The sequence below is a fragment of the Rhizobium sp. TH135 genome (genome assembly GCF_002855515.1).
GTDB lineage: Bacteria > Pseudomonadota > Alphaproteobacteria > Rhizobiales > Rhizobiaceae > Allorhizobium.
The window spans coordinates 166771-180344 of the sequence record NZ_PKRP01000001.1 but is presented as its reverse complement, the minus strand read 5'-3'; the positions used below and the strand labels follow the sequence as shown (position 1 = coordinate 180344).

The 13574-nt window shown below is 60.6% G+C and carries 13 protein-coding genes; 8 read left to right on the top strand and 5 right to left on the bottom strand.

Annotated features, from left to right (window positions below; genetic code table 11):
• Positions 1-160: 160 nt before the first annotated feature.
• Both C0V73_RS00920 and C0V73_RS00915 read right to left on the bottom strand, forming a co-directional pair.
• The gene (locus C0V73_RS00920; protein WP_102018123.1) at positions 161-934 is read right to left on the bottom strand and encodes an amino acid ABC transporter substrate-binding protein; all 774 of its coding nucleotides are present in this window, start codon (positions 932-934) and stop codon (positions 161-163) included.
• A 245-nt stretch (positions 935-1179) separates the two neighbouring features.
• The gene (locus C0V73_RS00915; protein WP_102018122.1) at positions 1180-1752 is read right to left on the bottom strand and encodes a HupE/UreJ family protein; all 573 of its coding nucleotides are present in this window, start codon (positions 1750-1752) and stop codon (positions 1180-1182) included.
• A 736-nt stretch (positions 1753-2488) separates the two neighbouring features.
• Here C0V73_RS00915 and C0V73_RS00910 point away from each other — a divergent pair.
• Positions 2489-3469, top strand: coding sequence for a hypothetical protein (locus C0V73_RS00910; RefSeq protein ID WP_143708295.1), 981 nt, complete (start codon positions 2489-2491; stop codon positions 3467-3469).
• Positions 3470-3598: 129 nt separating this feature from the next.
• Positions 3599-4633 (top strand): hypothetical protein, encoded by a 1035-nt coding sequence (locus C0V73_RS00905; protein ID WP_102018120.1) that lies wholly within the window; start codon positions 3599-3601, stop codon positions 4631-4633.
• A 57-nt stretch (positions 4634-4690) separates the two neighbouring features.
• On the opposite strand, the gene C0V73_RS00900 is transcribed toward C0V73_RS00905, so the two are convergent.
• Complete coding sequence (locus C0V73_RS00900) at positions 4691-5107, bottom strand: hypothetical protein (protein ID WP_143708294.1); 417 nt, start codon at positions 5105-5107, stop codon at positions 4691-4693.
• Positions 5108-5357: 250 nt separating this feature from the next.
• Between C0V73_RS00900 and C0V73_RS00895 the strand changes: the two genes are divergently transcribed.
• Positions 5358-5696, top strand: coding sequence for a hypothetical protein (locus C0V73_RS00895; RefSeq protein ID WP_102018118.1), 339 nt, complete (start codon positions 5358-5360; stop codon positions 5694-5696).
• A gap of 10 nt (positions 5697-5706) precedes the next feature.
• Positions 5707-6585, top strand: coding sequence for a CsgG/HfaB family protein (locus C0V73_RS00890; protein ID WP_102018117.1), 879 nt, complete (start codon positions 5707-5709; stop codon positions 6583-6585).
• Between the two features lie 132 nt (positions 6586-6717).
• Here the strand turns inward: C0V73_RS00890 and C0V73_RS00885 are convergent, their stop codons facing one another.
• Positions 6718-7296 carry a hypothetical protein gene (locus tag C0V73_RS00885; RefSeq protein ID WP_102018116.1) on the bottom strand — a complete coding sequence of 193 codons (579 nt, stop codon included), beginning with the start codon at positions 7294-7296 and terminating at the stop codon, positions 6718-6720.
• Between the two features lie 162 nt (positions 7297-7458).
• Between C0V73_RS00885 and C0V73_RS00880 the strand changes: the two genes are divergently transcribed.
• Complete coding sequence (locus C0V73_RS00880) at positions 7459-8124, top strand: glutathione S-transferase family protein (protein ID WP_102018115.1); 666 nt, start codon at positions 7459-7461, stop codon at positions 8122-8124.
• A gap of 71 nt (positions 8125-8195) precedes the next feature.
• Positions 8196-9698, top strand: coding sequence for a protein adenylyltransferase SelO (locus tag C0V73_RS00875; RefSeq protein ID WP_102018114.1), 1503 nt, complete (start codon positions 8196-8198; stop codon positions 9696-9698).
• A gap of 20 nt (positions 9699-9718) precedes the next feature.
• On the opposite strand, the gene C0V73_RS00870 is transcribed toward C0V73_RS00875, so the two are convergent.
• Positions 9719-10609 (bottom strand): SDR family oxidoreductase, encoded by an 891-nt coding sequence (locus C0V73_RS00870; RefSeq protein ID WP_102018113.1) that lies wholly within the window; start codon positions 10607-10609, stop codon positions 9719-9721.
• 105 nt (positions 10610-10714) lie between these two features.
• Here C0V73_RS00870 and C0V73_RS00865 point away from each other — a divergent pair, with 105 nt between their 5' ends.
• Both C0V73_RS00865 and C0V73_RS00860 read left to right on the top strand, forming a co-directional pair.
• Complete coding sequence (locus C0V73_RS00865; RefSeq protein ID WP_102018112.1) at positions 10715-11542, top strand: helix-turn-helix transcriptional regulator; 828 nt, start codon at positions 10715-10717, stop codon at positions 11540-11542.
• 126 nt (positions 11543-11668) lie between these two features.
• Positions 11669-13501, top strand: coding sequence for an ABC transporter ATP-binding protein (locus C0V73_RS00860; RefSeq protein ID WP_102018111.1), 1833 nt, complete (start codon positions 11669-11671; stop codon positions 13499-13501).
• Positions 13502-13574 lie beyond the last annotated feature (73 nt).

The window sequence follows — 13574 nt, the reverse complement described above, 5'->3', positions numbered from 1 at the left end:
TGGGGGTATCCTTGAGAACGGGAACCGAAACGATTTTGCGGCAGGGACGAGAAGCGCCCCTGCCGCATTGGACAACAAAGATGCTTTTGCCCCGACCGAGAGGCAAAGCCGCTGCGACCGGTGGCGTTCTCCCACCTCCCCCTCGAGGGGAGGGTAGAGATTACTTCGAGACGTCCTGGCCGAAATAGGTGTCGGCGATCTTCTGATAGGTGCCGTCGGCCTTGATGTCTGCCAGCGCCTGGTTGATCGCGGCGACCAGTTCCGGATCACCCTTCCGAACGATGATGCCGGAGGCATCTGCTTCAGCCTTTTCGGCGGCGATCTTCACCGGCGCGTCGGGCTTCTGCTTCTTGAAGTCGAGGAAGGAGAGGCTGTCATTGATCGTGGCGTCGGCGCGACCGGTCAACACAAGCTGGATCGACTGGTCGAAACCATCGGTGCCGACGAGTTCGGCGCCGGCCGCTTCGGCGATCTTGCCGAAATTGCTCGACAGCGACTGGGCAGACGTCTTGCCATCAAGATCCTCGAAGCTCTTGATCTCGTCGTTGTCGTTCTTGACGACCAGTACGGCCTTGGAAACGATATAGGGATCGGAGAAGTCGTACTTTTCTTTGCGGGCCTCGGTGATGCCGACCTGGTTGATGACGGCGTCATAGCGGTTGGCGTCGAGGCCGGCGATCAGGCCATCCCACTTGCCTTCGACGAACTCAGCCTTGACGCCAAGCTTGGCGGCGACGGCTTCGCCGATTTCGACATCAAAACCAACAAGCTTGTTGTCGGCATTGTGGAAGGTGAAGGGCGCATAGGTGCCCTCGGTGCCAATCTTGATGACGCCTGCCGCCTTGATCTGGTCGAGGTTCTCGCCAGCGAAGGCCTGCGGGAAAATGAGAGTCTGCAGGGTTGCAGCCACTGCGATCGTCTTGAGCCAACGCATCGGAAGGTCCTTTCATTGCATAATTCGGTATCGCCGTCTTCGCAGATCGCAGCCCGTGAGGGATGAGAGAAAAGAGCAAATAAAATGGGCAAATGAGAATATTTTGCTCATTCTCTGCCGTCGTCGCTTGGCCGGGCGCGGTCTGTCGGCGGACCGAAACGCAAAACCGCCGCGAAGGTTCCGGCATGGAACCGGGCTTCGCGGCGGTCGAATGAAAGAGCCGTTAGGCGGCCCGAAGGGTGGTGTCAGCCGAAGGCGATCGCGGCACCGCCGATAGCGGTTGCGAGGCCGAGGATCCGGGCGACAGCCGGGCCGAAGCGGGTGACGCCAAGGCCGAGCGCGACGCCGGCGCCATGCAGGGCGGCGGTTGCGATCAGGAAGCCGAGGCCGAAGGACAGAGCGCCCGCGGCACCCAGTTCACCACCATGGGCATGGCCATGGAAGAGGGCGAAGATGCCGACGACTGCGGCGGACGCTGCGACCGGCAGGCGCACGGCGGCGGCGACCAGCAGGCCAAGGCCGATGACCGAAGCGAGGATCGCCGGCTCCACGAAGGGCAGGCCGACGCCCGCGACGGCGAGGCCGAAGCCAACGGCCATCATCGAGACGAAGGCAGCTGGGACGGCCCAGAGTGCGCGACCACCGATCTGGCTTGCCCAGACACCCACAGCGACCATTGCCAGGATGTGATCGGCGCCGAAGAGCGGGTGCGAGATGCCTGCCATCAGCGAACCATGGGCTGCCGGATCCAGGTGCGCGAAGGCTGGGCTTGCTGCCAGCGAGAGCAGGGCGGCGGTGAATGAAAGGCGCTTCAACATGTCTTTTTCGTCCCTCTAATTGGTCGACTCAAGGCGGCCGGAATTCGGTCCCGCCGATCGTCCCCTTAAACCATCCCTAAGCCTAGCGTAACCCGTCCGCGGATGTCCACGGCAAAGGCTCAGACAAGCCTACGTCGAATGCCGGGGGTGGGCGATGGCGTCTGCGGCGGAGCCTTGTGCAGGACCGACAGTAGAACAGACGGATACTTCGCGACCGCGCCGCACGCATGGTCGCGCAGCCCTCGACGCGCTCGTTTTGCACGCCGAAACCACGCTAATTTTGGGGTGTTTTGGCGGAACATTCAGTCGCTCGTGCAACTAAAGATATTCAAGCGGCTGATTCGAAAACGAAATAAACCGGCAATCCAGTGTCATTTATCGTCATTAATTTTGTGTTAATACAGTATTGACGCAAGCAAAGAAGGCGTGCTTGTATCTTATTGGCAGAAGTCTGTTTCGCCACTAGTATTGTTACGCAACCATTGAAATATCGCTATGTTTGAGTGCTGTATTGAGTGGCTGCGTCATTGCTGCGAGTGCGAACGTTCTTGTTCTGTAATCAGAAAAGCCGCGTATCTTCTGTATGGCTGAAAAATATCGTTGAATTTATTTGATATTCTCCAGAATGACTCTGGGGGAGTGAGAAGCTCTGTTGTCTGGTACGACCTATTCTCTGTCTGAGGTGGTTGAGTACGGATTGAAATCGGGGCGATAGGTGAAGCAGAGGAGAGAGACCATGAAAAGTGTAATCGCAGCTTCAGTATTGGCGCTGATGGCGTCGACGTCGGCGTTTGCGACGGACGTGGATGCCGATATCAGCCAGTTTGCGATCGGCATTCAGGAAGCCCTGAATGACATCGAAGATGTGACCAAGGTGAAAGTAGGGGTGCAGGAAGCCGTAAACGCGGCAAACCTTGTTTCCAAGGCGAGCGCTGGCAACCTGGATACGATCCTGCAGAAATCCGCCGTCGAGCAGGATGCTGAGAACAGCATTGAATCGGGCTATAGCTGGGACTGGAATTGGAAAAAGCACAAGTGGGAAATGGAGCGTGACTACGTCACTATTGACGATGTGACCCAGAGCGCGACCAACGTTGCCAACTCCGTATCGCTCGGCGACGACGATATTCCGGGAACAGCCAACGTGCTCGACTGGATCAAGCAGGGTGCATTTGTTGACCAGTACGCCACGAACGACATCGCTGTCGCGGACACCGTCCTCGATGTGAGTCAGACTGCTGTGAATGCGTCCAATCTGATTACGGTCGATCTGGATGCGCCGGACCTCGACAAGATCGAACAGGTTGCTGTCGGAGATCAGGATGCCCTGAACACGATCCAGTTCAAGAAGTGGATTGATGGGAATGCTACGGTCGACGGCGAGGTCGTTCCGTCCACGCAGGATGCGACGAACGTCATCAACAGCGTCTCGGTCAAGAGCGTGAACTACACACTCGCGCAGTTCTCCGCGGTCGATCAGAAGGCTCGCAACGTGGCCGATTCCGTCGGCAGCAATTCGAATATCTGGGACTTTGAGCAGACGGCAGTCAACGCAACCAACCTCGTTTCGATCGATGAAATCGATGTTGGCCTTGGCATCAGCCAGGTCGCGTTCGTCTCTCAGAATGCTTCGAACCTGATCGATGCCAATGGCACCGTCGAGGCCGTCGTTCAGAGCGCAACCAACGTTGCCAACTCGATCGGCGACATGAACTGATTGAAGCTTTGGCCAGGCTGATCCGTCAGCCTGGCCTTTTCATTTCTGTCGATGAATGTGTGGGGGCCTGGCTCATGATGAGCCAAGGTGTTTGTTCCGATGTCCCGGAGATATCGAGTTTCCTTAGTCGTGACATGCGCGGTTCTGGTTGCCTGGCCCGGTCTTCCGGTCGCTGAGCCGCTTGCGCTCATTCCGGCGCAGGAACTTGTTCGGTCGGCGCAGATCGTCCAGAGCTTTGAGGGGCAGCAGGATGCAAGTCAGGCGCTCGGCTGGACCAATGTGTCCCTTGCGAAGTCGGCGCGCCAGACTGCGGCCAATGCTGGTAACATCATCGATGTCAGCGATCGGCCGCTCGATAGCGTCCGCCAGGATTTCGAGGGCAGGCAGCTCTCTGTCAATGACATCATCCTGAATGCGGTCTCCGCGCTTGAAACGCTCGAACAGGAGGCGTCCAACACCGGCAACGCCGTCGTCGGCGGTGATATCGGCAATGTCGAGCAGTATTTCGCCGATGGTTCGGTGCAGCACGCGAAGAACAGCCTTGTTCTGCCGGACCTTCCGGGCACGCTGCGCCAGTCGGGCACCAACACCATGAACCTGGTCTATTCCGAGCAGTCGGTGGCGCTCAGCTCCCAGAATTTCACCAAGCAGGCGGAGCAGCGTGTCGACAACCAGATTGATGTCACGGGTGCGGGTGGTGCGGGTGCGATCGTTCAGGAGGGGAGCAATCTCGGCAATATTATCGTTGCGCGCAACGTCGATGAAGTGATCCGCGACTTTTCCGGCGATCAGATCATCAACAATGTCGTGCGGCTTGAAGATGGCGCGCGCTGGGGTTCGATCAGCCAGAACGGCACCAATATCGCCAATTACATCGAGGCGGAGAACATCGGCTATCTGGAGCAGACCTCCAGCAATGGCGAGCAGGTTGTGAACAACCGCGTCGAGGTGATGACCCTTCAGGGGCTTACGCAGATCACCTCGCCGAACATCACGCAGAACTCCAACAACTACGTCAACATGATTGTCCTGAAAGCGACGGCTGAAGATGGGTCTTCGCAGACCGTCGACGTGTTGCAGTCGGCAGAATACAGCCAGTCCGTCCAGGGTGCCAACGCGGGCGCCGTGTCCCAGACCGGCAATGCGGTCGTAATCGAACGCTGAGGAATTTCCTTCTGACGAGGCGCGAACTTCGTCTGAGTGCAGCTCGGAAACCGGATGTCAGTATTCCGCGCAGGCCGGGTCCTGACACCACTGCGGGAAGTCGATCCAGGGCGCATCCGGCCATTCCGCCGGCTTGTTGTCCATGTAACTCGCAGCAGCGCTGATGTAATTGTTCTGCGCTTTCACAAGTTTCGTCGAGCAAATGTAAGCCGCATGCTGCTTGATCAATTTGCCGATGCTGTCCCTGGTCCGCTCGTCCACGGTGTTGGGGACGGGCTGTTTCAACGCAACAAAATAGGCGTCGATGCCAGCCATGAGACTGAGCGGAGAGCCTTGCACATAGGGCTCACAAGTCGCCCCAGCGCGCTTCAACTCTACCATGGCGCGGACAAAATTTTCCACCGTATTCGTCTCAGCCGCCACCGGAGAGGCAGCTAGACCGATAGCAAGTGTCATAGATATAAATATACGCATGGAGTTGACCTATACGTTCGCTCGACGTCGTATGATTGTTGCGTCATCAATCTTCTATTGTCCAGTGTCATCAGTGGTTTGTGCGTTGTTGTTAAATGGTGTTGTCTTTCGGCAACGAGTTTCCGGTGTCTTCTCGGCTTATCTATTTTTGCAGTAGATTTTCGCTGTCTCCGGCTGTCTTTAGTGCTATCCCATCCTTAGATTACAGGTAGGAAGAGACGAGTAAGCTGTAGAATTTTAGGGGGGTGTTATGGACGTTTCTAGATATTCTGCGGGGCTGTTGGTGCTCGCTGTCATGGCGCCCTCGGCGGCGGTCGCGAATGGTCTTGGCGAAGATCGGCCCTATCAGTTCCGCTCGGCCAATGAGCGCCAGGTGCTTCTCAATCTCGAACGCACACGTCTGGAATTGCAGGGCAAATTCCCCGCGACGGGCGTCGGTTCGGCGGCGGGATTGGGCACGCAGCAGACCGGGAATGCCACGACCATCACGATCAACGGATCCGGCAACACGATCACGACCACCCAGACCAATTCGGGTGCCCAGACGATCACCCAGACCGACAGCAACAATTCGATCCTGAACAATTGAGGCCCGAGGCATGACTTCTGGTATATTGCGTGGCCTCCTGCTTGCTCCGGTCATTTTTCTCGCCGCCTGCCAATCGCAAACGGCGGAGCAAGCCCCTAAGGAACCCTTCCTCGGCCCTGTTCCGATTGCGACACGCACGCCTGTTGATGCAGCTCTGGAATGCCTGAGCAAGACACCCGAAGTTCAGCGCTACCCGCGCATCTTTGCCGTGCATGTGATCACGGATCAAACCGGGCGTTATTCGTCTGAAGAAACCGGCAATTATCTGCCGCGCGACAGTGCTGGCATGATGGTGTCCCTGCTGCAAAAGGCGGGCGTGAAGCAGGTCAATCGGTCGAATACGGCCGTCTCCGAATGGGAAATCGCCCGTGCTCGCGAGCAGATCCTGGGGGATGGCGGCAATGTTGTGGTCGGTGATGAGAGCCTGCCCTTCCGGCCGCTGGTCAAGGGTGCGCTGCGTGGCTCCGATTATGTCATCGACGGGGTGATCACCCAGCTTGACTTCAACACCTATTCCGGTGGCCTCGAGGCAAGCGTCGGAGGTGCCGGTGCCGGTGCCCGACGTTTTGCCGTGACAGCCGCCGTCGACATTCGGGTCACGGACACCAAGTCCACCCGCATCATCAAGGCCAATTCCTACTCGAAGCAGGCGGTCGGTCGCGAAGTCTTCGCCTCGGTCTTCCGCTTCTTCTCCGACGAGTTGTTCGACATCAAGATCGGCAGCAAGTCGCAGGAAGGGTTGCAGGCTGCCGTCCGTTGGACGCTCGCCGACGCGACCTATGATCTCGTCAAGGAATTGACCGGCCACAAGGGCGCCTGCGACGCGCTTCTGCCCAAGGCCTCACAGGATGACCGCGCGATGGCCGCAGAGGTCGCATCGATCAACTGATGCATCCTTAGCGCCCGGTTGGTCGCGTTGAATCCTGGCTCAAAACAGACATCGTCTGATCGTTCGTTCAAGCGATGTATTGCTTCTAATCTTAATTCCGCAGTTGTTGCTTTCAGAATTACTTCAAAGTCATCACTTCCCGACGCCCAGGACTTCCGCGCAGCGGGAGAGGCTGAAGCCGTTGCCGGTGGTGTCGTTGCTGGCGCGGATCGTCGAAATCACGCCTGATGCGTCGGTGTTGATCTGCAATTCGCAGAAGAGCTGCTCGTAGCGACCGGGCGTGATCACTTCCGGCTCCCAGAAGGGGTCGCGGGTGATCACCCGGGTCTGGGTCACCGTCTGGCCCGAGCCGTCTTGGCGGGTTTCGGTGCGCACGATGGTGCGCGCCGGTTCGGGACGCGAGTAGACCGGTGGGATGTAGCGTGTCTTGTCGCCACCCCGCCAGGTGTAGATCTTGCCCGAGGATAGCGGATATTCGTCGATCGGTGGGCCATAGGCTGCGAAGAAGCGCTCGGCCGGCTGGCCGATCCAGCGGGATTGCAGCGCGCGATTGGCGTCTTCGGTCGTCGTGCAGGCGGCAAGCGCTGCAAGAGGGAGCATCAGGGCGGCAATCAGCTGTCGGGCAGGGCGCATTGGGGTCTCGCAGGCATTGGCCAGAGAGGCCGCATGGCCTTCCGGGACTTCATCGCCGATCGTAGCGCGTCCGGTCATTTGCCCGCAAGGGATCGGTACTGCGCGATGGCTTCGACCAACAGCCAAATCCGGGCATGCGCGGCAGAAGGCTGGACCACCTTGCGGTTCCGTGGCTTCCTGTGGATCGGTTGTGTGAGGCGGCATGTGCTGCCCGTGTCCAGACGAGGCGGGAGGACTATCATGAAGCTGCACTACAGTCGCAATCCCAATCCACGCCTTGCCGTGGCCGTCGCCCGGCATCTGGGCTCGCCGGTGGACTTTGTCTTTGCATCGCCCTTTTCGCCCGGACAGGCTGAGAAATACAGGGCGCTCAATCCAGGTCTTTCGATCCCGATCCTGGAGGAGGAGGGCCGGCGCAGCCTCTGGGAGGCGGATGCCATCGCCTGCCGGCTTTCGCGGCTCTCCGGCGAGGGGTTTTGGCGTAACGACGACGAAGAACCCGAGATGATCCGGTGGCTGAGCTGGGGCAAGGCCAATTTCGTCCATGCCTGCGACATGGTGCATTTCGAATTCGGCACCAAGCAGCGTTATGGCATCGGCCCTGTCGATCCGGCATCGGTGGAGGAAGGGCTTGCCGCTTTCCACCGCTCCGCCGGTCTTCTCGCGGCGGAGTTGGCTGAACGCCCCTTCCTGCTCGACAGTGGCCTCTCCTATGCCGACTTCCGCATGGCGTCCTTCCTGCCGTTCAATGATGTGGCCGGCCTGCCGCTTGGCGATTATCCGGCCATTGAGGCGTGGTATGGGCGCTTGGAGGCCTTGCCCGCCTGGGCTGATCCCTTTGTCGGTCTCGACGCGCCTCCGCTGCCGCCCGCTCCGCTCGCCGCCGAACGCAAAGCTTTGCCTTAGGCCGAAACCCGGTCATGCCCTGCGGTTTTGCTTGTCTCGCCGCCGCGTGATCCCATATCTGGATGATGCCCATGACATTGTCCGGCCTGCTGCCGGACCAGGAGTGCCCTTTGTTTTCCTTCGACAACACTTACGCCCGCCTGCCGCAGCGCTTCCACCGACCGGCGAAACCTGCCGCCGCCCGCGCACCGCAGCTGATCCGCTTCAATCAGGCGCTGGCGGAGGAGTTGGGGCTCGATGTTGCGGATGTCGATAGCGCGCGTCTCGCCCAGCTGTTCGGCGGGCAGGTGATCCCCGTTGGCGCCGAGCCGCTGGCGCAGGCCTATGCGGGCCACCAGTTCGGCCATTTCAACCCGCAGCTCGGTGATGGGCGGGCGCTGCTTCTCGGCGAGGTCGTCGATCGCGCGGGGCGCCGCCACGATATTCAGCTCAAGGGATCGGGGCCAACAGCGTTTTCGCGCAATGGCGATGGCATGGCGGCCCTTGGCCCGGTTCTGCGCGAATACATCGTGTCGGAGGCGTTTGCCGCGCTTGGCGTGCCTGCAACACGGGCGCTTGCGGCGGTTGCGACCGGTGAAACCGTGATGCGCGAGACCATGCTGCCGGGCGCCGTCTTCACCCGGGTCGCTGCCAGCCACATCCGCGTCGGCACCTTCCAGTTCTTCGCCGCACAAGGCGATGAAGAAGCCGTCCAGATGCTCGCCGACCACGTCATCGACCGACACTATCCGGAAGCGCGGGGGGCCGAGAGCCCGTATCTCGCCATGCTGACCTTGGTTGCGGAACGGCAGGCGCGGCTCATTGCCCGTTGGCTGTCGATCGGCTTCATCCATGGCGTGATGAACACCGACAACATGGCGATCTCGGGCGAAACCATCGATTTCGGCCCTTGCGCCTTCCTCGACGAATATGATCCGCGCAAGGTCTTCTCCTCGATCGACCAGCGCGGCCGGTATGCCTATGCCAACCAGCCCGGTATCGGCCAATGGAACATCGCGCGGCTCGCCGAATGCCTGCTGCCGCTCCTTGATGCAGACGAAGAAAAAGCGCTGGAGGCGGCTAACGGCGTGCTCAAGGCCTTCGGCGATGTCTTCCAGGCTGAATGGCTGGCGCTGTTTGCGGCAAAGCTCGGTGTGACGGGCGAGGGTGAAGACGACCGCCAGCTTGTCACCGACTTCCTCGAGCTGATGCATCAGGGCGAGGCGGATTTTACACTGACCTTCCGCGCACTCTCCAAAGTCGTCGGCGGGGCAGCCGTGGAAACGCTGACCGATCTCTTCACGGTCCCTCAGCCGGGTCTCTCCGACTGGCTCGCCCGCTGGCATGCCCGCATCGACGACAACAGGTCAGCGCCCGAGCGACAGGCCGCGATGGAGGCGGTCAATCCGGCACTGATCGCCCGCAACCATCGCATCGAAGAGGCGATCGCCGCTGCTGTTTATGGCGACTTCTCCTTCTTCCATCGTCTCGTCGAGGCGCTTGCCAATCCCTATGCAGAGGATCCCAGTACCGCCGATCTGCGGGTGCCGCCCAGACCGGACGAGCGGGTAACGCGGACGTTCTGCGGGACGTGAGGCGATCAGGGCTTCGCGCGTCAGGTTTCGCGTGGCATGGCCCTGATGTCGTCTAGGAGGCCGGGACCGGTTGGTTTCCAGCCCAGTGCTGCCTGTGTCAGCACTGATGACGCCGGCATGTCGAAGGTCGCAAAGCCTGACATGGCACCGAGATAATCCGGGGCCTGTTCTGCCGTCACGGATTGCACCGGAAGGTCGAACCGCACACCGATCGCGTGAGCGATGTTGCGAAGACTGATGCCTTCCTCTTCGACGGCGTGGTAGCGCGCACCGCGTTCACCCTTTTCCAGGGCCAGCCGGTACAGCAGGGCGGTGTCGCTCACATGGCAGGCCGACCAGCGGCCGGCGCCATCCCCGACGTAGGCTGCCGTGTTTCGCGCCCGTGCCGCGTCGATGAGATAGCTGACCAGGCCCTGGCGCCTGATATCGTGAATTTGCGAGAGGCGGATGGTGATGAGGTTGACGCCCGCCTGAAGCAGGCCTTGTCCCGCCTTTTCGGACGCGATGCGCGGGTTCCCATGCTGGAGGTCGAGTACGGTTTCCTTGGCCAATTCGCCTGGGGTTGCGATGCCCATGCCAATTGCCGAGGTGATCAGCATCGGGCGGTCGGAGCCGACAAGCGGCTTACCAAGCGCTGCAATCGCGTCGGCATCCTTCCGGCAATTGGCCTCGTAGTTTAAGAAATCATGGTCGAAGGCGAGATGGATGACGGCATCCGACCTCTCGGCCCCGCGGGAGAGGCTGTCCAAGTCCTCAAGTGCGCCCAGATGCGCCTCCGCGCCAACCTTCCGCAGCATATCGGCGCCTCGTTGCGATCGGGTTAGCCCCACAACATGGTGTCCGGCGCTGAGCAGTTCGGGAATGACGGCCGAGCCGATAAAGCCGGTGGCTCCTGTGATGAAGATTTGCATGCCTGTATCCTTTCCAGTGAACGGGACAAGCAATGGCAGATCTGTTATCCTGTTAAAGTAGTGATCTTATCATGGTATAATAACTCTCAGGATAGGCAGTCCTTCATGGCCGCGACGACATTGGCAAGTTTTCTTCGCGACCGCAGGACGCGTCTGGACCCGGCCACCTTTGGCCTGTCCGGACGTCGACGCACGCCGGGTCTGCGGCGCGAGGAAATTGCCCAGCGCGCCAATATCAGTCCGACATGGTATACTTGGCTCGAACAGGGGCGCGGTGGTGCGCCTTCCGCCGATGTGCTCAACCGCATCGCACGGGCCATGCTGCTGACGGAAGCGGAGCGCGAGCACCTGTTCATGTTAGGGCTGGGGCGTCCGCCTGAGGCGCGCTACACGTCCGTGGACGGCGTCAGCCCGCGCTTGCAGCGCTTCATCGACCGGCTCGACACCTGCCCCGCCGTGGTGAAGACTGCAACCTGGGATGTGGTCGCGTGGAACCGGGCGGCCACCATCGTTCTCTCCGATTACGGAAAGCTGCCGCCGGGCGAGCGCAATATGCTGCGCTATCTGTTTCGCAATCCCGAGGTCCGCGCCAAGCAGCATGACTGGGAGGCGATTGCGCGCTTTTCGATCGCCGCTTTTCGAGCCGATGCCGCCAGAGCCGGCGCGGTGTCGCAGATCGGCGACCTTGTCGATGAGCTTTCCGAAGTGAGCGCCGACTTTCGCAGGATCTGGGCCGAGAACGAGATCAGCGTTCCCGGGGAAGGGGCCAAGCGGTTGGCGCATCCTGTCCTCGGCACCATCGATCTCGAATACTCCGCCTTCGCCGTCGACGGACGGGTCGATCTCAACCTGATGGTCTACACGCCGATCGACCCCGAGGTCGCAGATCGAATCCGTGCCTTGGTGGGCGATGAGCGAGCGGGGCCGGTCTGAGACGGTCTGAGCGCCGTCGCGAAATTGTCCCATTGCCAGCGTGGAGTGCTAGGAGTTGTCGTCCAGTGCTCGCTTGAGTCTCCCGCCTGCACTGCCCCGCCGCCTCCCATTTTCAGAGACAATTTCATGCTCCGCTATTTCGAGACCATTATCGTTCCCACCGCCCGCGAGACGCCGGGGGATCCGCCGGAAGGACTTCTGAATTTCTACTGGTTCTTCGTGCGCCAGGCGAAGGGCCTGTTCATCGCACTTCTGCTCGCGAGCTTGCTCGTCGCCATTGCCGATGCTGCGATCCCGGTGTTGATGGGGCGGCTTGTGGAGGTGCTGACCTCAACGCCGAAAGAACAGGTGTTTTCCGAAGCTTCCGGGCTGATCTTCGGGTTGATTGTCCTGGTCCTCGTCATCCGCCCGCTGGTGACGACGCTGCAGGGGCTGGTGCTCAACCAGTCTATTGCGCCGGGTGTGACCAACATGGTCCGTTGGCAGAGCCACTGGCATGTCATCCGCCAGAACATTTCCTTCTTCCAGAATGATTTTGCCGGTCGCATCGGCTCGCGCATCCTGGAAATCGGCCACACGCTTCGAAGCTCGGTTGTCTCGATCATCTCGGTCGTCTGGTATCTCGCAGCTCTTGGCGTCATCACGTCGGCCTTTCTGGCTGCCGCCAGCTGGTGGCTGGTGCTGCCGGTGGCGCTGTGGACGATTGCCTATATCGGCTTTCTCATCCTGATCGTGCCGCAGATCCGCCGCGGCTCGAAGGCGATTGCCTATGCGCGCTCGGAAATGGTCGGTCGCATCGTCGACAGCTACACCAATATCATGACGGTGAAGCTCTTCGCCCGGCCCGAGGAGGAGGATGCCTTCGTGCGCGAAAGCGTAGACAAGCATACCGGCCGGATGATCACCCAGCATCGCTGGCTGTCGCTCTTCTCCATCGGCCTCACCATCCTCTCCGGCCTCTTGATCGCCGGAACGACCTGGGTTGCCGTCCGGCTCTGGGTCGATGGCGCCATCGGCATCGATGTGGTCGCCATGGTCTTGCCGATGACGCTGCAGATCTCTGGCACATCCGCCCGCGTGGCGCAGGAGATCACCCAGATCTCCGATCAGGTCGGCACGGTGCATGAGGCGATGGAAACGATCGCCAAGCCGATCGGGCTCACCGACACGCCAGCCGCCCGACCGCTGGTGGTTACCCAGGGCGCAATCCGCTTCGACGACGTCTCGTTCCACTATGGCCGCAAGGGCGGGATCATCGAGAACCTCTCGCTCGACATGAAACCCGGCGAACGGATCGGTCTCGTTGGCCGCTCAGGTGCGGGCAAGTCGACGCTGATGAACCTGCTGCTCCGCTTCTACGATCTCGAATCTGGCCGTATCACCATCGACGGACAGGACGTGGCGCACACGACGCAGGCGAGCATCCGTCAGAATATTTCGGTCGTCACGCAGGACACCTCGCTGCTGCATCGCTCGATCCACGACAACATCGCCTATGGCCGCCGCTCGGCCACGCGCGCGGAGGTGATCGAAGCAGCGCGCCAGGCGCATGCGGTCGAGTTCATCGAACGGCTGTCCGACTGGAACGGTCGCACCGGCTTTGATGCCCATGTCGGCGAACGCGGGGTGAAACTCTCCGGCGGCCAGCGCCAGCGCATCGCGATTGCCCGGGTGATCCTGAAGAACGCGCCGATCCTGATCCTCGACGAGGCTACCTCTGCACTGGATTCGGAGGTCGAGCAGGCGATCCAGACCAGTCTCGAAGGCCTGATGCAGGATCGCACGGTCATCGCGATCGCTCACCGTCTCTCGACTATCGCCGCCATGGATCGACTCGTGATCCTCGACAAGGGCCGCATCGTCGAGCAGGGCACGCATGCCGAGCTTCTCGCGCTCGGCGGCCATTATGCCGGTCTCTGGGCGCGGCAGTCGGGTGGGTTTCTGGAGGCGGAGGGCTAACACCGACGTCAGCCGTCATACTCCAGGACATCAAAAAAGGCGCCCCTTGCGAGGCGCCTTTCTCATGATCTGA